A 22,334-nucleotide genomic window follows, 5' to 3' on the forward strand; every position below is an offset into this window, starting at 1 on the left:
ACTAATCACTTATCCTTTATCACTATTTGTCGGGTACCGTCATGGTTACCTCGATTTCATTCCCTTGTTTCAGCAGGTCAGATACAAATTTCTGGATATCTTTAGCTGTGATGCTGTTTACGATGTCTGTGTATCCTTCTGTCATGTCCATGCCATAATAGAAGTAATCGTTCAGATTATTCATCCAGTATCCGTTTTCTTTCTGGTTGTCGGCATATTTCTTCAGCATGTACTCTTTCACTTTCTGCAAATGTACGTCTGACGGTCCTTCGGCTGCAAGCTTCTTCAACTCGTCTACTACAATACCTGCCAGTTTATCTTTTTTAGCCGGATCGGTCTGGAAGACAATCTGCAACAATAATTGTTCTTTCGGATACTTCTGTAAGTCGCCATAGCAGTTTACACCGTATGTGCCACCTTCTTTTTCACGTACTTCTTCAGTATAAACCATATCAAGAACCTGAGTTGCAAAGCTCAGCAAAATGTCATTCTTTAAAGTATAAGGAGCTTTACCGCTGTACAGGAATACGATGGTTGCTGTAGGAGTTTGTTGCTCTTTGGCATATTCATTCTTGTACACACCTTTGCGTATACTCATCTTCGTATCTTTGAAGGTCTCTTTGCGATTGATGGCAGGCAGTGCACCTAAGTATTCGGCAATCAGTGGTTTGGCTGTTTCAAGGTCAATGTTTCCGACAAAGTAGAATGTAAAGTCGCTGGCGTCTTTGAAACGGTCGTTGTACATTTCCAGGATACGGTCGTAATCAATCTGATCCACCATTTCCGGTTTCATCATTACTACACGCGGATGATTATTGTACATTGCTTTCTGTAAAGAGTCGTTTATAGAAGAAAGAGGATTTGCCTGTGCACTTTCCAATTGAGCTTTCATACGGTTTTTAAAAGATTCGAATGCTTCCGTATCTTTACGGGGAGCGGTGAAGGTGAGGTATGTCAGCTGCATCATAGTTTCAAAATCTTTTGGTGAGCAGGTACCGAATACATTTTCTGTGGTAGCTCCCAGACCGGCATTGACGGAAACTTTCTTGCCAGCCAGTACTTTCGTCAAGTCTACTTGGCTAAAGTTACCCAAACCACCTACAGCAATTACGTTATCCATAACGGCGAAGTTCAGTGCGTCTTTGTCGGGGAAAATAGATTTACCACCCAGACTGGTGCCTTTCATGCGGATTTCATCAGCTTTGAAATCAGTCTTCTTTACATAGACAGTTACACCATTTGAAAGAACTAATTTTGTACTACCATAGATGTCGCCTTCTTTCTCAGAAATGATTTTGCCACCTTTCGGAGCTTCTTTCATCAGTGGTTCGTCAGATACTTTGTCTACGTATGCTTGCAGGTCGAGATCTTTCATTCCTTTCAGTAAGCTGATAACCTCTTCTTTTGTCGGGTATTTCAAGCCTTCTTTTGCGGGACCGGCAATTATTACTACTTGATTGCTATCCGGAACGAGTTGCTGCATTACCATATTCATGGCCTGTAAGGGAATGTTCGGAGCCAGTTGGTTCATCATAGCGTACTCAGCTTCAATCCCCGGGATAGGCTCGCCATTCAGGAAGTTCTGTACATATTCTCTTACGTAAGAACCGTGCTTGGTCTTTTCGCGTTCGTTGTAGGCAGACTCTAAACTCTGCAAATAGTTGGCGCGTGCGCGTGCATATTCTGATTCGGTGAAGCCGAAGCGACGTGCACGTTCAGTCTCTTGTAGTAAGGTTTTCAAGGCTGTTTCAATGCCGTCAGCTTTGCTTGAAGCTGAAAGCGAAAAGGCTTCTTTGGTCTTGGCTACAAAGAAGTCGCTGTAGTCACTGCTTGCACGGGTAAACGGCGGGTTAGCACTTTGCACCAATTCGCTCAGACGGGCGTCCAGCATGCTGCTGATCATGCTCGTCATATATTGTGAAGCAAGGTAACCTACATTATTCTTTTCTGAATCAGGAGTCGCGTCTTGCTTGAAGTAAATCTCAATCGACGGGTCGTCTACTTCCTTATCTGTACCGATGGCTACGATGGGTTCCTTATTATCAGCAACAGGATAGTAAGTACGTTCTGCCGGATTTATCGGTTTTTGTACATCGGCGAATACTGCCTTTAGTTTAGCCTCTACAGCGTCTACGTCGATATCACCTACGATAACGATACCTTGCAGGTCGGGACGATACCATTTGTGATAGTAATCGCGGATATCTTTATAAGGGAAGTTGTTGATTACGTCGATAGAGCCGATAGGCATACAATCTGCATATTTGTCACCCGGATATATAGTCGGGAGCAGGTCGGTGTAGACGCGCAACATACCACTGTTGCGACTGCGCCACTCTTCACGGATCACACCACGTTCTTTGTCGATTTCATCATCTTTGAGCAGGATATAGTTAGACCAGTCGTGCAGGATCAGCAGACAGGAGTCCAATACACCGGCGCGGTCAATCGGAGCATTACTGATGTTGTAAACAGTTTCGTCTATGCTGGTATAAGCATTTAAGTTAGTACCAAATTTGATACCTACGGTTTCGCACCAAGGGATGACGCCGAGGCCTTTATCATCACCGGGGAAATTCTTAGTACCGTTGAAGGCCATGTGTTCCAGGAAGTGGGCAAGTCCGCGTTGTTGCGGTTCTTCAAGAATGGAACCTACTTTCTGGGCAATATAGAACTCAGCCCGGTTTTCGGGTAATTTATTGTGGCGTATGTAATACGTCAGGCCATTGTCTAATTGGCCGATACGGACATTCTTGTCCACGGGAAGGGGCGGGAACTGCATTTGCTGCGCTACCGCTTGTTGGAAACCGGCACATAGAACGAATGCTACTACCAGTAAACTGTGAAATAAATGTTTCATGTTGATGAAAATTAAAATTGTTTCTTGACCTATTTGTCGAAGAGGGAGAGGAGAAATCACAGGAAGGATCTATTTTTTATATGAATGATAATTTATCGAAGCGGAGCTTCGCAGTTGACAGTTGACAATTATCATTCGGAATAATTGTTTAAGCTTCATATAGCGCAGCCTAATTGTCAATTGTCAACTGTCAATTGTCAATTTTTAGCGGGCATCCGCCCGCTAAATTATCATTTTATCGCCTCACGAATCCGTACCAGTTTCGTCAGTAGTCCTTCCAGTAAATCGAGTTTCAGCATATTGGCACCATCGCTTTTGGCTATTTCGGGGTGCTCATGTGTTTCAATAAACAATCCGTCTACACCGACCGCAACACCGGCTTTGGCAACGGTTTCAATAAGCTGCGGCATACCACCTGTCACTCCGCTTGTCTGGTTGGGTTGTTGCAGAGAATGTGTAACATCCAGAATGACCGGATAACCAAAGGTTTGCATTTCAGGAATGCCACGGTAATCTACAACAAGGTCCTGATATCCGAAAGTTGTTCCACGTTCGGTAATCATAACTTCCTTATTTCCGGCTTCTACTACCTTTTCCGCAGCAAAGCGCATGGCGAGTGGAGACAGGAACTGTCCTTTTTTGATGTTAACCACCTTTCCTGTTTTTGCAGCAGCTATCAGAATATCCGTCTGACGGCAAAGGAATGCCGGTATTTGCAGTACATCTACATATTCGGCGGCCATTGCGGCTTCTTCCGCAGAATGTATATCTGTAACCGTAGGTACACCAAAAGTATCGTGTACTTTCTGTAACACTTTCAACGCTTTTTCATCGCCTATTCCCATAAATGAATCCAGGCGTGAACGGTTGGCCTTGCGATAAGAACCTTTAAATACATAAGGTATTTGTAATTTTTCAGTGATATTTACCACACGTTCGGCAATACGCATTGCCATCTCTTCTCCTTCAATCACACAAGGACCTGCCAATAAAAAGAAGTTTCCGGCAGGATTATTCTTTAATTCAATCATAAGTATTTAGTGTATGGTGAACGTTAATTGTTATTCTTAGTTGGGTATAATCAATGTTATCGCCTCATGCATAATTCCGATATCCAGTGGAAAATGCCGGTCGAGAATACGTCCGTCCAAGTCCACCGAAGCATTTTGTGCACGTAATACTTTTACCTTCTGGGTACGGTAAGGCATCACGACTTTATGATTCAGAATACGTCCTTGGATAAGCATCCACAGTCCTGATACGAGTTGTAACAGCTCCGGGCGATAGATAACGGATACATCGAGCCAACCGTTATACGGCACGGCACTCGGTGCTTGTCCGTATCCCCATGCACTGCCGATACATACCGTCATGATACGTCCCCGGATGTGTTCTCCGTTTATTTTGAGATGCATCCTGTAGAGCTTCCGTTCAAAGAAAAGTGAGATAAGGGCCATAAGGTAGGACAGGAATTTCACTCCCCAGAAACGTTTGGTCTGGTCGGAAATCTTCACGATGCGGGCTCCTAAACCAATATTGATTGCATTGAGGAAATAGCGTGTGACATGCTTTTCACCATCGTAATAGTTGCAAAATCCCACGTCTATCTTCCGGCGTCGGTTATTTATGATGCAATCTACGGCATCTTTGTATTCCGAAGTCATTTCCCAGTATTTGGCAAAGTCATTTCCGATACCGTTGGGAATGATACCTATGGCGATTTTTCTTTTATCTTCTGCATTGGACGACATGATACCATTGATGGCGTCGTTTAGCGCTCCATCACCGCCCACCACAACAATGGTGCGGTATCCATTATTGGCAAGAATGCCGGCTAAACGTTCCACAGATCCGAACCCTTCTGACTGCACATAGTCATAAGACACGCCTCGGCTGTCCATATATTCTTTGATTTCTTTCCACCGTTTCTGCACTTTCCGTGTGCCGGCTTTGGGATTGTATATCACTCCCCACTTTTCGGGTTCTACACTCATATTGTTATCTCTTAGTAAAGTCCTACATAATCATTTTTGTACTCTCCCCGCAGTCTTTGTCTTTGTTGCCCCAAAGATACTAATTCCCTTCGAGTTTCGCTCGTACGAAAGCAATCTTTTCTTCCATAGGCAGCCCGGCATCCATCCAATGGATAGTAAAGCCGCGTCGTTCCATTCCCCGGAACCAGGTCATCTGCCGTTTGGCAAACTGATGAATAGCAATCTCCAGTTCCCTGTACATCTCTTCGTATGTCAGTTTGCCGATGACGTACAGAGTCAGATACTTGTATTCCAGACCGTAATAGATAAGATCATCCGGTTGGATGCCCTGTTCTATCAGGCGTCGTACTTCATCTACCATCCCTTCGTCCAGACGTTGACGCAGGCGGCGGGATATCTTCGCACGGCGTAATTCCCGGTTTATATCTACACCAATGATAAGGCTGTTCAGTTTCGGGAACGCCCGTTCGTCTACCGGTGTATGTGCATAATATTCTTCTATCTCGATGGCCCGGATCGCTCGTTTCACGGTGTCGACATCTGTAGTATTATGTAGGGCTTTGTACTGCTTCAGCATCTCGGTCAGTTCTTCCAGGGATTTATCGGCAAGGCGTGCACGCAACTCCGGATTTTCGGGAACTGGCAGCAACTTATAGCCTTTCAATACGGATTCCAGATACATACCGGTACCTCCACACAAAACAGGAAGTTTCCCTTTTTGTTTAATAGTCTCGTACGCTATCAGAAAATCACGCTGATATTCAAAAACATTGTATTTATAGCCCGGGTCGGCAATATCAATCAGATGATAGGGGATTGGTTTACCATTCACAGTGTAGTCTACCAGGTCTTTACCTGTGCCGAGATCCATGCTACGGTAGATTTGCCGGGAATCTGCACTGATGATTTCTGTGTCAAGAACATCTGCCAGTGCTGCGGCGAAGGGAGTTTTACCGGAAGCGGTAGGACCTAATATAGCTATCAAATCATAGTCAGGCATAAGTCGTTTTTTTCTACAAAGATAATGCAAACCGAAAGCAATACAAAATAAGCTTGATTATTTTTAATGCTAAAGTGCGGCCTGTCTTCGTTTTAAAGCCAGATATGAAAAAGGAAGTGAAAAAGAGAATGTCTTCTCTTAAATGGTGTTATAAATACGTTGTTTTCGCACACGGAACTTGTTACTTTCAAAAAAGTGCGTACCTTTGCAATGTGTTTTTCATAGTATTAGATTTAAGGTTAACAAAGGTTGGAGTACAGCGGTACTCCTTTTTTTATGCCTATGCTTCTGTATTTTGCAGACAAATCACTAATTTTCAAGATTCCATCCCATTATTTGTAATAACTTCCTTTCCTTAGGTACGGCTTCCAATGTAATGGCATACCTTTGAACTGTTTTTTTATTCTTTTGTCCTCAGACTGACCAGTTCTGCCCATTTGCGGAGGCTGAGGTCGAACCCTCCTTTTTCTAACAGGTGGGGAAGAGCCTTGTAGTGCAGGATTATATTTTCGTTGTCGGTATTTAATTGATAGGCCAATTCTCCGAGGTGGTATTTGAGGCGTGATAAGATCATAGGCTTGCAGGCATTCGGAATCGCTCAAAAAAGAAACAGGTTTGCTCATGATGGGATGTTGCATTAACCGGATGACACTTCAAATATATCATTAAACTTGTTCAGTCAGGTTACAATCTGTTTGTCTGGGTATCAGGATTTAGAATCTGATTATTTATAACCCGTTCTAACACGAATTAGCATTGGTCAGAATACAGACTTACCTGAAATTACATTGTTTGTTGTTGATAAGAACAAGCAATACTATGATCCGCAACATTACTTGTTCCGGATCATAGCATTACTTGTTTTCAAGTGTAATTCAATACATCAATATTCTTTTTCTTCTTGCAGTCTTTCAGGTATAAGATGATACTTCATTTTATTCATTGCGGACGGGGTATGAATCAGCTGTCAACCCATCCCCCTTGTTTCCTTCTTTTCTTAATAATAACGAATCAAGCTTTATGGGTGCGCTGATGACAAAAAGATGTGGAGCGTGAATGACAATAAAATAAAGGTAGTATGGCAGTAGATTTCACAACGAAGAAAATATTGAAGATTTATCTATCCGCAGGCACTGCATGGCTTATACATGAATGATGGAGGTAAATCAAAGGCAAGATGCAGGTTTAGGGCTGACCAGAGCCATTTTTTTGAGCGGATGTTACATCAATGTAAGTTTATGTAACATGAAAAGACGGGATGTAACATTGACCGTAGCAAATAGGAACACGAAGATTCGAAAAGTACTTTGTAATGAACTATCTTTGTACAAAACGAAGGTTAATTAAAAAGTATCTTACCATGAAAGCAAGAATTAGTTGGATTTTTTATTGTTTAGTAAGTTTCATGTTACTTCCCTCTTTGTCGGCGGCAGAGCGTTTTGTGACAAATAAGAGCAATGGTTTTACCTGGATACAGCAAGGAAAGGCGTATCCGATACTGGTAGACTCGCAGGAAGATAAAGGAGTGCTGAGGGCTGTTGCTAATTTGCAGACAGATGCAGGTAAAGTGACAGGCGCTACTCCGGAAATTATTCATTCCCCATCCGGTAACCGTATGCTGATTGTCGGTTCTGTTGAGAATAGTTTATGGATTAAACAACTGGTGCAGGCAGGAAAGATTCCAGCTGCAGATTTGAAGGGGAAACGTGAGAAATATATTCTTCAGACGGTGAAGCATCCCGTGGAAGGAGTAGAAGAGGCAATTGTCATTGCAGGTAGTGACAAGCGGGGAACTATTTACGGTATTTACGAGCTTTCCCGGCAGATGGGTGTCTCTCCCTGGTATTTCTGGGCAGATGTTCCGGTGGAGAAGCATGATATTATATCTATTAAAGAAGGTGTATATACCGATGGTGAACCGGCAGTGAAGTACCGCGGTATTTTCCTGAATGATGAATGGCCCAGTTTAGGCGGCTGGGCGTCTGCTACCTTTGGTGGGTTCAATAGTAAGTTCTACGAAACGGTGTTCGAACTGGTGCTTCGCCTCAAAGGAAATTTTATGTGGCCTGCCATGTGGAACAGTGCTTTCTACGATGATGACCCGATGAACGGTCCGTTGGCCAACGAGATGGGAATTGTGATGAGTACTTCCCATCATGAACCGATGGGACAGGCTCAAAAGGACTGGAAACGTCGTGGAAAAGGAGAGTGGAATTACACTACGAACGGTGCTGTGTTGCGCGACTTCTGGCAGCAGGGTATGGAACGCTGCAAGGATTGGGAAGCGGTGATCACCCTTGCCATGCGTGGCGACGGCGATGAACCGATGAGCGAAGATGCCAATATCTCCTTGTTGCAGAATATCGTGAAAGATCAGCGGAAAATCATAGAGAAAGTAACCGGTAAGAAGGCAAAAGAAACTCCGCAGGTATGGGCGCTTTATAAGGAAGTGCAGGATTATTATGATAAGGGTATGCGAGTGCCCGACGATGTAACGCTGCTGCTCTGTGATGACAACTGGGGCAATGTACGTAAATTGCCCGACTTGAAAGCGAAGCCTCGTAAAGGTGGTTACGGCATGTATTATCATTTCGACTATGTAGGGGCTCCCCGTAACTCCAAATGGATAAATATTACTCAGATACAACGCACGTGGGAGCAGATGATGCTGACCTATGACTATGGCGTGCGCGAATTGTGGGTGGTGAACGTAGGTGACTTGAAGCCGATGGAATATCCCATCACCTTCTTTTTAGATATGGCCTGGGAACCGAAACGTTTCAATGAAAATAATCTGTTTCAGCATACGGTGGATTTCTGTCGTCAGCAATTTGGCGGATACTATGCCGAAGAAGCGGCTCGTCTGATCGACACCTATACTAAATACAACCGTAGGGTTACTCCGGAAATGTTGAATGACCGGACTTACAGCCTGGAAAATTATAACGAATGGCAAAGTGTAAAAGATGAATACGCTGTATTGTGTCTGGATGCTTTGAAACTTTATTATCTGATGCCTGCCGAATACCGGGATGCTTTCGACCAACTGGTACTTTTCCCGATACAGGCATGTTCCAACTTATATGATATGTACTATGCCGTGGCAATGAACCGTAAACTGGCAGAGGCCAATGATGTGAAAGCCAATAAATGGGCGGAAAAGGTACGTGCATGTTTCGAGCGCGACTCCGTGCTGACTTATCATTATAATCATGTAATGAGTGGGGGCAAATGGAATCATATCATGGATCAGACTCACATCGGATATAGATCCTGGAATGATCCGAAGCGCAATATAATGCCTAAAGTGACTTCTGTACCCGAGCCCCGTATAGCTCCTGCGCTACCTGTGTTTGTAGAAAAGGATGGATATATATCTATTGAAGCAGAACATTATACCCGTTCAGCGAACGGTGCATCTGCCAATTGGGTTACGATCCCTAATCTGGGACGTACCTTGTCAGCCGTCACTACCTTGCCTTCCACAGCTATTCCGGGAGAAGATATGTATCTGGAATATGACTTTGAAACGGAGAAGAGTGGTGAAGCAACAGTTATCGTACGTCTCTCTTCTACATTGAATTTCAATGATTATAAAGGACTGCGATATGCGGTTTCACTGGATGATGGCGACGAACAGATAGTCAACATCAACGGTGATTATAAAGGTGAACTTGGCAGATTGCAGGCGGAGCACATCATCACTACCCAAACGAAACATTTGCTTGATAAGAAAGAAAAGCATACCTTGCGCATCCGTCCGCTTGATCCGGCACTTGTCATGCAGAAGATAATGATTGACTTTGGAGGTTTGAAACCTTCTTTCTTGGGAGCGCCGGAGAGTTCAGTAAAATAAGAAAGAGTATGGAGAAAGGAATGATTATGAAATACAGATTTACTTTATTGATAGTGCTGGCCTGCATCTGTTTCGTGTTGGCTGAGGCTAAGGTGAAACTCCCGTCTGTTCTTTCGGATGGGATGGTATTGCAACGTGAACGTCCCATAAAGATATGGGGAACGGCTGATCCGGGTGAGAATGTGACAGTAACTCTCAAGAAGAAGAAATACACGGTAGTGACCGATGAAAATGGCAAATGGCTGGTAACACTTCCTGCAATGAAGGCCGGTGGTCCTTATGAGCTGACAGTGAACGAAGTGACAGTGAAGGATATCCTGATAGGAGATGTATGGTTGTGCTCGGGACAGTCGAATATGGAACTGACGGTGGCGCGTGTAGCGGATATGTTTGGCAAGGAGACTGCCACTTACGAGAATTCGATGATCCGCTATGTCAAGACTCCTTATGGTAATGATTTACATGGCCCTAAAGAAGATATATCTCAGATGAACTGGACAGCGTTGAATCCGCAAGTTGCCCAGTCTTATGCCGCGTTACCTTACTTTTTTGCAATAGAGATGTATAATGAGACGAAAGTTCCTGTCGGCATTATCAATTCAAGTTGGGGAGGAAGTTCTATTGAAGCCTGGATGAGTGAAGATGCGCTTCAGGCATTCCCGAAGAACCTGCGCGAGAGGGATATCTATAACTCCGATGAATACAAGGCATTGATGAATAAGGCGGGAGGAATGATGTCGAGGTTTTGGAACCTCTCTTTAGATAAAGGTGATGAAGGTCTTCATGCTCCGGTTAAATGGTATGAACCGGAATTGAATGATTCCGACTGGGAGGAAGTGAATATGTTTTCTTATCAGTTGGGCAGTAAGGATGGTTATCCGGTAAGTGGATCGCACTGGTTCCGGCAGAATATTTGCCTTACATCCGGACAGGCTGAGAAGGATGCCATATTGCGTTTGGGCTGTATGGTAAATGCGGACTCTGTGTATGTGAATGGCGTTTTTGTAGGCACTACTTCCTATCAATATCCGCCGCGCATTTATAAAGTTCCTGCATCGGTGTTGAAAGCGGGAGAGAATCTGGTTACGGTACGTCTTATTAATTCCGGTGGTCGTCCCAGCTTTGTAAAAGGTAAACCCTATTGCATGGCGATAGATGGGGATACGGTTCGCTTGTCCGAGCAATGGAAGTATAGGTTGGGTTGTGAAATGCCTGCCGGAAGAGGAGGTGTATCTTTTCAGAACATTCCGACTGGTATGTATAATTCCATGATTTTTCCTTTGCGGAATCTTACTTTTAAGGGAGCTTTGTGGTATCAGGGCGAATCGAATGCAGGACGTCCGGGTGAATATGAAGCTTTATTGACTGCCATGCTTAAAGATTGGCGGGTGAAATTTGCAGATGAAGACTTGCCATTCTTTATTATGCAGCTACCCAATTTTATGCAGATGCATCAGCAACCTGTGGAAAGTGGTTGGGCAGGTATGCGTGAAGCACAGCGGCAGGTGACGTTGAAGTTGCCTAATACCTCTTTGGTTGTGGCAATAGACTTAGGAGAGTGGAATGATATTCATCCGCTGAATAAGAAGGAACTGGCAAGGAGGGTAGCGCTTCAGGTCAAGAAGCAGGTATATGGGCATAAGGATGTGGTTCATAGCGGTCCGTTGTGTACTGATGCATCTGTTGAAAGTGGAAAGATCATTCTGTCTTTTGAGGCGGGAACAGATGACTTAATGCCTGTAGCTCAACTTAAAGGTTTTGCGCTGGCGGGAGCGGACGGACGTTTTAAATGGGCTGAGGCGACCGTGGAAGGTAATAAAGTGGTGGTCTGGAGTGAAGGGATAACTCAACCGGTAAAAGTGCGTTATGCCTGGGATGATAATCCCCAGGAGGCCAATTTGAAGAATAAAGCGGGGCTTCCGGCTTCGCCGTTCCAAATGGATGTATCACGATAGTAAACTTAATACTGAATATACATAAAATAGACGAGGTTGTCTCAATATGAAGTGAATCTAAAAGTTTTTTGTCTAACTTTTTGGGTCACTTCATATTGAGACAACCTCGTTTTTAATTTGGATCTTACCTTTTTTCCTATTAGTTCTTTTTGTTCTAATTCTTCCTTTGATAAATAAAGTATCTGTTCTCAAAAAGCTTCTTTCTGTACGTGGTAATTATAATTAAGGATATTATTGAGGGATTTCTTCCGATTGTTTAAGATTCATTTCTGAAAGATGTCCTATATCCAGTCTGATCTTGGTTGAATATAATCAAAAAGACTTAAAAATGTTAATGGATGTGTTGCCGTAATAAATGAAGGAAAGTTGTTTTTTTGCTTTAACAAGTGGGTTACATATTTTTTGTGATACGTTACCACATTGTTTTCTCTTGCATTTATATCATAATTTTTGGTTTTTTATTAGCTTATTTTTTTTCTCTTTGAAGAGGCTTTTTATCCACTATGTGATGTCTCAAAATATGCTCTTTGTCTTATTTGTAATTGTTTGATTAATAGATTGATATGCAGATTTATGAAATGCAGTCAAAAAAGAATGTAACATCGACAAGAAAGATGTAATGCTATCAAAAAAATGTGTAGCATGATCGTGCCCACTGTTCCATTTCTGATGCATACATTTGCTGCTATGAAAAAGCACGCTATATTGTTTGGAGAGATACGTATGGAAAATACTTTTCTTTCCTCCTATGGCATGAAACGCTAATATATGTAATAATAGTAATATGATTATTAACCGTTGAATTATTAATCTTAAAAGACTAATTGATTATGAAATGCAAGTATGATGACAGCTAAAGCTATCCATAATAGCTAGTGGAAAAAAGAGAATGTAGTTTTTAATATCTTAAACTAATGGTAATGAAAAATGTAACAAAAAAAATCCAAAAGATCCCTTATCTGCTGGTTTTGTTGCTATTAAGTTGCTTGCCAACTTTAGCGCAAAATGGGGTAACGGTAAAAGGAACAGTTCTTGATGGCACTGGAGAAACTGTAATTGGTGCTTCCATCGTTGTGAAAGGCAACACTTCAATAGGTACGATATCAGATATAGATGGAAATTTTACGTTGGCTGTTCCTAGTGATAATGTAACTCTTGTTGTTTCATTTATCGGTATGAAATCACAAGAAGTGAAAGCAACGGTTCAAAAACCGATTAAAGTGATTTTGGAAGATGATAGCCAACAACTGGAAGAAGTAGTAGTGGTAGGTTTTGGTCAGCAAAAGAAAGCCTCAGTTGTAGGTGCCATTGCACAGACCAATTCCAAAACCTTGGAACGTACGGGTGGTGTGACAAGTTTGGGACAGGCTCTGACTGGTAATCTTCCTGGTGTAGTAACCATGACTGATACAGGTAAACCGGGTGATGAAGATCCGAAGATCACTATTCGTGGTGTGACATCATGGAACTCAAGTGATCCGCTTGTGTTGGTGGATGGTGTAGAACGTCCTATGGCTTCAGTGGATATTAATTCAGTGGCATCCATTTCTGTATTGAAAGACGCATCGGCAACAGCTGTATTTGGTGTGCGTGGTGCCAATGGTGTAATTTTGATTACTACTAAACGTGGTGAAGAAGGTAAGGCAGTGATTAATGTCAATGCCAGCACGACGCTGAAAACTTACTCTAAATTGCCTGACATGATGGATGCGTATGATGCGCTTTCACTCCGTAATCAAGTTATAGAAAATGAACTGGCTTATCACCCGAATTCATGGAGTTATTATCTGACTCAGGACCGTTTGCATAAGTATCGTCATCCGGCGAATCAGGCTGAGGCAGAACGTTATCCTAATATGAATTGGGTAGATTATCTGTTGAAAGATGTCGCTACGTCTTATAATGCCAACGTGAACATTAGTGGTGGAACGAAGTTTGTGAAGTATTTTGCTTCCGCCGACTTTGCACATGAGGGAGATATATATAAGAAAGTAACCAACGTGAAAGGTTACGATCCGGGTTTCAGCTATGATCGTATAAATGTACGCAGTAACCTTGACTTCAATCTTACCAAGACTACCAAATTGCATCTTAATCTGTCTGGTTCTCATGCGGTAAAGAAAGCCACGCAGGGGCAGTATGAAAATTTGGTGTGGAGTGCTTTCTATGGTATTGCACCCGACTCTTTTATGCCTGTATATAGCGATGGTACTTTCGGATATTACCAACCTAACCCAACTCAGGCTGCTACTAATAGTTATGAAGACCTTAGTGTTAACGGTATCGGCTATACCACCGATGACCGTTTGAATACTGACTTTACCCTCGAACAGGATCTTGGTTTCCTGCTTAAGGGATTGAACGTGCAGGCTAAATTGGCTTTTGATAATGCTTTCCGTGAAACAGGCCGTGGTGTGGATGATACAACTGACTGGGAAGATGAAGCTCACAAATGGATTGATCCTGAGACTGGTAAAGAATACACCGATATCAGTACAGATGCATTATATAAGTTTGACTTCAAGAATAACAATGCTTGGAAAACGGGTGCGGGTTCTGTTAATAATGGTGAAACATACCGTCGTATGGACTATTCCGTACAGTTGAACTATTCCAACAAATTTGGTGATCATACAGTGGGTGCTATGGGTAACTTCACTCGCGAACAATATGCAAAAGGTAGCGAACAACCTTTTCGTCGTGAAAACTGGGTATTCCGTGCGACTTACGATTATGCCAGTCGCTATATGGTGGAGTATAATGGTGCTTATAACGGTTCTGACCTTTATTCTTCGGAAAATCGTTTCGCTTTCTTCAATTCCGGTGCTGTCGGATGGATGGTTTCGGAAGAACCTTTGGTGAAGAAGCTTAACCTGAAGTGGTTGGATATGTTGAAACTCCGTGCATCTTATGGTCAGATTGGTCAAGATGGCTTACGGGTAGGGAATAAAGATTATCGTTTTGGTTATATGGATGTTTGGAGCAATGGTGGCAATTATCGTCAGTCGTTGACCGGGGTAGATCCTGCCAAAAGTCCTTACAAGTGGTGGCAACAGACACAGATGGGTAATCCGGAACTTCAATGGGAGGTGGCCACTAAACTTGATATTGCAGCAGATTTTGCATTTTTCGGAGGGGTTATTTCCGGTTCGTTCGACTACTTCAAGGAAAAGCGTACCGACATTTTGATTCCGGGTACTCAGCGTGCTATTCCTTCATACTTCGGTACGGAAGCTCCTATTGCCAATTTGGGCAAAGTGGATAGCAAAGGTTACGAATTGGAAATCCGTTGGAATAAGCAACTGACGCGTAGTTGGCGTCTTTGGGGAAATGCTTCTCTTACTCATGCCGTAAGTGAAATCAAGGAAGCGGATGACCCCAGCCTTATGCCGGAGTATCAGAAAAAGGCCAACAAAGGCATTAATCAGAATTATTCGTATGTAGATCATGGCTACTACAACAGTTGGGATGAACTTTATGGTAGTACCGCACATGATGAATATGATGAGAACCGTAAACCGGGTAACTATATAATTCTTGACTATGATGCCGATGGTATGATTACTCAGGATGATAATATTCCTTATGGCTATACGGGTATTCCACAGAATACAATGAACCTTCAGATAGGTTTCGATTATAAAGGTTGGAGCTGTTTCGTTCAGTTTTATGGAGTAAACAATGTGAGCCGTTCTGTTGGCTTGACCAGCTTGGGTGGTACGCGAAATACGGCTTTCTTCGAAGGCAGCTATTGGAGTCCGGACAATCAGAATGCTGATGTACCTCTGCCTCGCTGGCTGAATCAGGCAAGCAAATATACAGATGCTACCCGCTTCCTTTTTGACGGTTCATACACTCGTTTGAAGTATGCTGAACTTTCATATACTTTCTCTAAGGAGAAATGGTTGAAGGCTTCGGGATTGAGTAGCTTGAAGGTGTTTGTCAACGGTAATAACCTTTTCCTCTGGACCGATATGCCTGATGACCGTGAATCGAATACCGGTGGATGGAGCGCATATCCTACCCAGCGTCGTTTCAATTTAGGTTTTAAAATAACACTTTAATATAAACGGAAGATGAAAAATAAGATTTTTTACATACTTTTCGCATTGCTCTCCGTCAGTTTCGCTTTTACTTCGTGTACCGACTATTTGGAAAGAGATTCTGACTCTGTTCTTTCAGAAGAAGATGCGTTTAAGAACTTTAATAATTTTCAAGGATTTATTGAAGTAATGTATAATGTCATTCCCGATTTAGCAAAGCATTATTGGGTTAGCTCTTTTAACTGGGGTGACGATGAAGTGATTACTACTGGTAATGGTGAGTACTTGATGGGATATGCCATTGATGGTGGAAACTATCGTACTTATATTGGTAAGGGAGATTGTTTCTTAGATAGAAGTTGGTCGCTGGACGGTGACCGTTTTGCCAAGTCCCTTTGGGGAGGGGGCTGGTATGCTATCCGTCAGGCCAATCTTGGTCTTGAGGCTCTGCAGAATGGTATGTTGAAGGATGCTACACAAGAAGAACGTGATTTTCTTGAAGGTCAACTTTATTTCTTCCGTGCTTGGTTCTACTTTCAGCTGACGACTTACTGGGGTGGTCTGCCATATCTGGAAAGACCTCTTTCTCCAGTCGAACAGTTCAATATGCCGCGCGAAAGCTATCAGGAAAATGCCGAGAAGATGGCAAAAGACTTCCAGCGTGCTGCTGACCTGCTTCCAGTCGACTGGGATGATACTGCTGCCGGTAACCGTACGAAAGGCAATAATGCTTTCCGTCCCAACAAAATCTGGGCACTCTCTTATTTAGGTAAGTGTCTGCTTTATGCCGGTAGTCCTTTGATGAAGAACGGAGGGGAAAACAGTGACCGTTCTTACGATGCGGAATATTGTAAACGTGCTGCCGAAGTTCTGGGTAAGGTACTTGCAATGGTAGAGGGTGGCCAGACCCAATATGCTTTGGTAGATTTCGAACATTACAGCAACCTGTTCTATACCAAAGAGCAGAACTGGCTGATGCCCGGTGGTACCGAAGCCATCATGCGTAGCCCTACTTTCGGTGCTGATTCCTACTGGCGTCAGATGAACTCCTATCAACTTTCATATATTTGTGACGGTGATGGTATCATTCTTTGCCCTGCAGCTAATTACGTGAATTATTTTGGTATGGCGAACGGTATGCCTCTTGATGATCCCAACTCCAACTTTAGCAAGTCACAGCCGTGGAAAGACCGCGACCCTCGTTTTTATAATAACTTTATTTACGATGGTGTCAAGCAGATCAAAAATGCAGCGGACTATAAAGAGTATGAGTATGCCAATCTTTACGAAGGTGGAAACTGTTGTAACGATCCTCAGAAAACCAGTCGTACAGGCTATTTCAACTATAAATTTATTCCATTGGGTGCCAATAAGGGTGATCAGGACTATGGTTATGGGAAAGCTACTCATTTCCATTTGGCATGGTTACGTTTGGCGGAAGTATATTTATTGTATGCCGAAGCTGCCGCGCAAGGCTACGGTTCTGCCAACGGCAAATCTACCTCTTTTTCAAAGAGTGCTGTAGAAGCGGTGAATGTGATCCGTGAACGTGCAGGTGTGGGGGATGTTGCTGACGGCTACACAACCGACTTGGAGAAATTCATGGGTGAAGTTCGTCGTGAACGTGCCGTGGAACTGGCTTATGAAGGACATCGTTTCAATGACCTGCGCCGTTGGAAGTTGCTGACTGAATATCCTTACAATATCAAAACCAAGCAACTGTTTGATCGTGCAGAGGCATTTGACCCTAAGGCTGAGCCTAAAGAACGTAAAGTTATAAACTTCCGTGAAGAGGTGGTGACGGAACGTAAATTGACAAGTAAGCACTATTGGTTGCCGTTCAAGACAAGCGATGTGACGATGTATCCGGAATTCTATCAAAATCCCGGTTGGTAATGGTTTTATTAACATAAAGACTATAAAAAATGAAACATATATATAAAGGACTTGTATTCTGTGCGGCGTTGGCCTTTGCTTACACACGCGTTGCCGCTCAAGAGACGCTGGCTGACTTGGTGGAAGCAATCCAAGCCGATACGCTTCAGAAGGTGCAAGTGGCATTTCGTTCCATAGACCGTAATGACCTGTTGGGTGGAGTATCGGTCATTGATATGAAAGAAATGTCAGAAAAGACATATACAACTTATAGTTTGAGTCTGGTTGACAATGTAGTTGGCGGTTTTAACGGTAATATCTGGGGAAACAACGAATATCTTGTCATAGTAGATGGCATGGTGCGTGATGCGAATAACGTGCTTCCCCACGAGATAGACCAGATTACCCTTTTGAAAGGAGCTTCTGCTGTAGTGCTCTATGGTCCGCGTGCGGCTAAAGGTGTCATTTCCATCACCACCAAGCGTGGCGAAGTGGGTGACCTCAGAATAAATATTCACGCTAACAGCGGTTTTTATACTCCTAAGTCATACCCGAAATATTTGGGTTCGGCAGAGTATATGACCCTTTATAATGAGGCACGTCTCAATGATGGTCTTACTGCCAATTACTCGCAGGAGGATATTTACAATCATGCTTCGGGTTTGAATCCCTATCGTTATCCTGATTTCGACATGTATTCTTCCGAATATTTGAGGAAGGCATACAACCGTTCGGAAGCGATTGCCGAAATTTCGGGCGGTAGCGAGAAAGTGAAATATTATACTTCTACCGGTTACTATCGCGAATCTTCGCTTCTTAAAGTGGGTAATACGGAAGATAACTACATCAGCCGTTTCTTTGTTCGTGGAAATGTGGATATGAAGTTGCATAAACTTATCACCGCGCAAGCTGATGCTAATGTGACGTTTTATGATTCTTATTCGGCTAATGTAGACTGGTGGGGGCAAGCTGCTACGTTACGTCCTCATCTGGTGTCTCCGTTTATTCCGTTGAGTTATATTGAGGATGTAGACCAAAATTCCCTGAGCACTGTGCTTAACAGTAATTATATTCAAGATGGCAAGTACTTCTTTGGTGGTACGCAGCAGAATCCCACTAATCCGGTGGCTGATGCATACGCGGCCGGCGACAATAAGTTTGTGAGCCGCCAGTTCCAGTTCAATACGCGTTTTGATGTCAATCTTTCTCCCTTGCTTAAAGGACTTTATTTCCGTGCCAAATATGGTATTGACTATGCTTCTACCTATGATCAGGGATATAGTAGCACTTATGCTACTTTCGCACCGGTATGGAGTACCTATAACGGGCATGATGTCATTTCAAGTATCACGCAATATGGCAAGGATGAAAAAAGTGGTGTTGAGAATATCAACAATTCGGCCTACCGTTATACCTACAACGTTTCCGGTCAGTTCGATTACCAGAACACTTTCAACGAAGACCACAATGTGTTCGCCATGGTGCTGGCCAATGCATGGCAGACCCAACGTAGCGGACATTATCACCGTACTACCAATGCCAATTTAGGTTTTCAGGCATCCTACAACTATCAGCATAAATATTATGCGGATTTCAGTGCTGCAATGCCTTATTCCACAAAGTTGCCCGAAGGTAACCGTGCGGCGTTTTCTCCTACAGTCACTTTGGGATGGAATCTTGCAAAAGAAGATTTCATGGAAAATTCAATATTTGACAACTTGATGCTTACTGCTTCGGCAGGTATCATCAATCAGGATCTTGATATTACTACCAGTGACAATGAAGACGGTTACTTCCTTTACAAACCGGTGGTACAGCCCGGTGGTTGGTATAGTTGGGGTGACAATGACGGTCTGGCTGCTACTGAGTTCCAGCGTGGAGACGGCTCTGCCATGACTTTCGTGAAGCGTAAAGAGTTCACGGCAGGGTTGCGTGGTTCTATGTGGAACAGGCAACTTACATTCGACTTCAATTTCTTCACCAGTAAGATGGATGGCGGTTTGGCTCGTACCAGCTCATTGTATCCGATTTATTTCACACAAGTGGGCTATCCGTCATCATCCATTATTCCTTATGTAAACTTCAATGAGGATAAGCGGACAGGTTTCGATTTCAGTGTTTATGCCAACAAGAAAGTGGGTGAAATGGACTTGACGCTTGGCGTGAGCGGAATGTGGTATAAGAGCACGGCTGAAAAGCGTGATGAGAACGTTGAGTTTGAATATTTGTCAGCTGTAGGTCGTCCATTGAACGGACACTGGGGATTACAGAGCGAAGGATTCTTCAATGACCAGGCTGAGATTGAGGCTGCTCCCAAACAAACTTTCGGTGACGTGAAGCCCGGTGATATCCGTTATAAAGATCAGAACAACGATGGTAAGATTGATGACAACGACCGTGTATTCCTGGGACGTTGGGACTCTCCCTTTATGAGTGGTATTAACTTGACTGCCAAATGGCGTGACTTTACTCTGTATGTGATGGGCAATCTTTACATAGGTGGCTATGGCATGAAGGACAATTCATATTATTGGGTGAAGGGTGACGGTAAATATTCTGAAGTGGTACGTAATCGATGGACTCCTGAGACGGCAGCTACAGCTACTTATCCTCGTCTGACCACTACCGGTGGTGACAACAACTTCCGTACCTCGGACTTCTGGATGTACAAGAACGACCGATTCAATCTGACTCAGGTTCAGCTTACCTATAATATGCCCAAAGAGGTGTTGAGAGGATCTTTTGTCAAAGGTTTGAGTTTCTTTGTCAACGCCAACAATTTGCTTACCATTGCCAAGGAACGTAAGGCTTTGGAATTGAATGTGGGTAGCGCACCTCAGACACGTTTCTACCAGCTTGGTCTCAAAGGTACATTCTAAGAAAATGATAAATTTAATAATGAAGATTGAAAAACTAAGAAGTTATGAAACTAAAAAATATCATCTTATCAACGGCATTTCTGATAGCATTCTCCGCTTGCGACGACTTGTTTGAGCCGGCGGTGGAAAACTTCAAGCAACCGTCTGATTTGGAAAACATGCCTTCGTGGGCTGTTGGTTTGTTAGGGCATGCCTACATTGGCAATCCGTTGGGTGAGAATGCCAACAACTGGTCTTTCACGGAAGTGGCTACTGATGATGCTGTATCCAATGATGTGAATAACGGCTACCGGAAGATGGCTGCCGGTGCCTGGCGTTCGGACAACACTCCCGGAGATTTGAATAGATGGCAGAATTTGCGTGCTTCCTGGCAATATCTCAACCAATTTCTTGAAATATCTGAAAACGTGGAATGGGCCAGAGATCCTAAAGCTTCCGAACTGTTTAAGATGCGTTTCCAAGGAGATGCATACGGAATGCGTGCTCTCTATATGTATCATTTGTTGCTGAGTTGTTCGGGCTGGGCGGATAATGGACAGTTATTGGGAATTCCTATTCTGACAGAATCGGAAACTGTTGATTCGGATTTCAACAAACCCCGTAACACTTTCAAGGAGTGTATCGAACTGTTGAATAAAGATGTGGAGAGAGCTGTGGAAATGCTTCCCGAAGAATATGGTGATTTGGACGAGAAGACAGGGGTAGTACCTGGTAAATATGCACAAATGGACATAGATATTGCTTTGTTCAACCGTGTATTTGGTGATCATGCTAAAAATCGTATGAGTGCTCGTGTGGCTCGTGCCATTCGTGCTCAGGCAGCTCTTCTTGCAGCCAGTCCTGCCTATAGCGAAGGTTCGGAAGTAACTTGGGAAGAGGCTGCCAATGATATGGCCGAAGTGCTTGCTGATTTAGGTAGTAATCCGATTGCAGGTATCGATCCTACAGGTAATAAGTGGTATGAAGACCATAGCGGTATTCAGAATCTAAAAGCCGGTTACAACCGTCCCGAGATTTTGTGGCGTAGCAACAAGAACGAGAGTGCCGACCTTGAGAAGGCGCAGTATCCGCCTTCGCTCTTCGGCCAGGGCAGGGTCAATCCTTCTCAAAACCTAGTAGACGCTTTTCCGGCAGCGAACGGTTATCCCATCAGCGATCCGAAAGCCAGCTACGATCCTCAGAACCCGTATGCCAACCGCGACCCTCGTCTGGCTTTATACATTATTTATAATGGTTGTAAGGCGGGGGTGTCAAACAGTGTCATTACTACTGCAGTTGATGGAAATAATAACGATGCCATGAATAAGTTTGACGGTGCTTCCACGCGTACCGGTTACTATTTGCGTAAATTTTTGGATATGAACGTGAATGCCGATCCAAATAACACAACAAATGGTTTCCATATTAAACCTTGGATTCGCTACACAGAAATATTCTTAGGGTATGCTGAAGCGGCTAATGAAGCTTGGGGACCGCAAGGAAAAGGCACTCATGGTTATTCTGCTTATGATGTGATTAAAGCTATCCGCCAACGTGCCGGTATTGGTGAAAATGGTGGTGATCCTTATCTGGAATCAGTGAAGAATGACAAAGATGCGATGCGTGAGCTTATTCGTAACGAACGTCGTTTGGAACTCTGTTTCGAAGGCTTCCGTTTTTGGGATTTACGCCGTTGGAAAGTGGATCTCAACAAGTTGAATGAAACCGTGAAAGGTATGAAAATTACCGGAACGAAATACGAAGTGGTAGAAGTGGAGAAACGTGACTATAAGGATTATATGTACTACGGTCCTGTTCCTTATGGTGAAATATTGAAGTTTAATGCTCTCATCCAAAACAAAGGATGGTAAGCGGTAGTAAACGAACTTATAT

General features: G+C 43.4%; 10 protein-coding genes and 1 pseudogene. 6 read left to right on the plus strand and 5 right to left on the minus strand.

Going from position 1 to position 22,334, the window contains the following annotated elements; translation table 11 throughout:
• Nucleotides 1–22: 22 nt before the first annotated feature.
• The 5 genes and pseudogenes from VYM24_RS11950 to VYM24_RS11970 all read right to left on the minus strand — a co-directional run bounded on the left by VYM24_RS11950 (nucleotide 23) and on the right by VYM24_RS11970 (nucleotide 6,492).
• Nucleotides 23–2,860 carry a M16 family metallopeptidase gene (locus VYM24_RS11950; protein WP_291554260.1) on the minus strand — a complete coding sequence of 946 codons (2,838 nt, stop codon included), beginning with the start codon at nucleotides 2,858–2,860 and terminating at the stop codon, nucleotides 23–25.
• Between the two features lie 230 nt (nucleotides 2,861–3,090).
• Entirely contained in the window at nucleotides 3,091–3,891 is an 801-nt protein-coding gene (kdsA, locus tag VYM24_RS11955) for a 3-deoxy-8-phosphooctulonate synthase (protein ID WP_007212749.1), read from the minus strand.
• A 36-nt stretch (nucleotides 3,892–3,927) separates the two neighbouring features.
• On the minus strand, nucleotides 3,928–4,854 hold the full coding sequence (locus VYM24_RS11960) for a diacylglycerol/lipid kinase family protein (RefSeq protein WP_291554257.1): 927 nt from the start codon (nucleotides 4,852–4,854) through the stop codon (nucleotides 3,928–3,930).
• Between the two features lie 79 nt (nucleotides 4,855–4,933).
• Nucleotides 4,934–5,854 carry a tRNA (adenosine(37)-N6)-dimethylallyltransferase MiaA gene (gene miaA, locus VYM24_RS11965; RefSeq protein ID WP_291554255.1) on the minus strand — a complete coding sequence of 307 codons (921 nt, stop codon included), beginning with the start codon at nucleotides 5,852–5,854 and terminating at the stop codon, nucleotides 4,934–4,936.
• A 400-nt stretch (nucleotides 5,855–6,254) separates the two neighbouring features.
• Nucleotides 6,255–6,492: pseudogene (locus VYM24_RS11970) on the minus strand (hypothetical protein).
• A 722-nt stretch (nucleotides 6,493–7,214) separates the two neighbouring features.
• Between VYM24_RS11970 and VYM24_RS11975 the strand changes: the two are divergent.
• The 6 genes from VYM24_RS11975 (at nucleotide 7,215) to VYM24_RS12000 (ending at nucleotide 22,312) form a co-directional block, all read left to right on the plus strand.
• Entirely contained in the window at nucleotides 7,215–9,710 is a 2,496-nt protein-coding gene (locus VYM24_RS11975) for a glycosyl hydrolase 115 family protein (protein WP_330940125.1), read from the plus strand.
• 26 nt (nucleotides 9,711–9,736) lie between these two features.
• Nucleotides 9,737–11,665, plus strand: a complete 1,929-nt coding sequence (locus VYM24_RS11980) for a sialate O-acetylesterase (RefSeq protein WP_330940126.1) — start codon at nucleotides 9,737–9,739, stop codon at nucleotides 11,663–11,665.
• Between the two features lie 914 nt (nucleotides 11,666–12,579).
• Nucleotides 12,580–15,729 carry a SusC/RagA family TonB-linked outer membrane protein gene (locus tag VYM24_RS11985; protein ID WP_291554249.1) on the plus strand — a complete coding sequence of 1,050 codons (3,150 nt, stop codon included), beginning with the start codon at nucleotides 12,580–12,582 and terminating at the stop codon, nucleotides 15,727–15,729.
• Nucleotides 15,730–15,741: 12 nt separating this feature from the next.
• Nucleotides 15,742–17,604 (plus strand): RagB/SusD family nutrient uptake outer membrane protein, encoded by a 1,863-nt coding sequence (locus VYM24_RS11990; RefSeq protein WP_291554247.1) that lies wholly within the window; start codon nucleotides 15,742–15,744, stop codon nucleotides 17,602–17,604.
• Between the two features lie 29 nt (nucleotides 17,605–17,633).
• Nucleotides 17,634–20,462, plus strand: coding sequence for a SusC/RagA family TonB-linked outer membrane protein (locus VYM24_RS11995; protein ID WP_330940127.1), 2,829 nt, complete (start codon nucleotides 17,634–17,636; stop codon nucleotides 20,460–20,462).
• Nucleotides 20,463–20,506: 44 nt separating this feature from the next.
• On the plus strand, nucleotides 20,507–22,312 hold the full coding sequence (locus tag VYM24_RS12000) for a RagB/SusD family nutrient uptake outer membrane protein (protein ID WP_299096629.1): 1,806 nt from the start codon (nucleotides 20,507–20,509) through the stop codon (nucleotides 22,310–22,312).
• Nucleotides 22,313–22,334: the final 22 nt, after the last annotated feature.

Source organism: Bacteroides sp. MSB163 (genome assembly GCF_036416795.1).
GTDB classification, from domain to species: Bacteria; Bacteroidota; Bacteroidia; order Bacteroidales; family Bacteroidaceae; genus Bacteroides; species Bacteroides maternus.